Below are 605 nucleotides of genomic sequence, written 5' to 3' on the forward strand. Positions count from 1 at the left end.
AGTCCATAAACGTCTCCGACAGCTCATCGGGGCTGTCAAAAGGGGAAGGGTATTCATTGCCCTTAAGCAGGTTAGTTGATAGTTGGGCTTGGGCTAGTCGGCGATTCAGCATCAGAGCATATCTTTGTAGTTGATCATAGAGCTCCTCGAGCTCCTCTTCAAGCTTAGTCTTTTCAGCCTTATCCATCATACAATCCATTAAGGTGGCCTTATCTACTTCATCAGAAACGGTTATGAATCAAGTTATGGCTGGCTTCGTAGATGTGCGCCTCATCCATACATTCATTTATGGATACCCAGAAATGAGAAATATGTTCTAGATGTAGTTTGTAAAATGTAAAACAATATTTTATATAACCACTAACAGGCCTACTTAAGTAAGCCAACCACATGGGGCCTCTTCAACCCGCTTTTGGCCCGTTCAGGGCAAACTTTCATCGATGGTCAACACTCGACTTGCTTGCGCAAGAAATGATCGGCTAATTTGTCAACTTGACAGGCCGATTACTAGGGTATAGGCTACTCCTAGTGGTGGCCCTCCTTACCTATGACCCCTCAATCCCAAGCGCTCTGCCAGACCCACAAGCTCGTGGAGAGTTTAGCCC

General features: G+C 45.6%; 1 protein-coding gene. It reads right to left on the bottom strand.

What is annotated here, in order from left to right:
• Window positions 1-190 (bottom strand): hypothetical protein (locus ACYVK4_RS01925; protein ID WP_461125805.1); only part of this gene is annotated, 190 nt, incomplete at its 3' end.
• Window positions 191-605 lie beyond the last annotated feature (415 nt).

The sequence above is a fragment of the Spirosoma aerophilum genome (genome assembly GCF_054782495.1).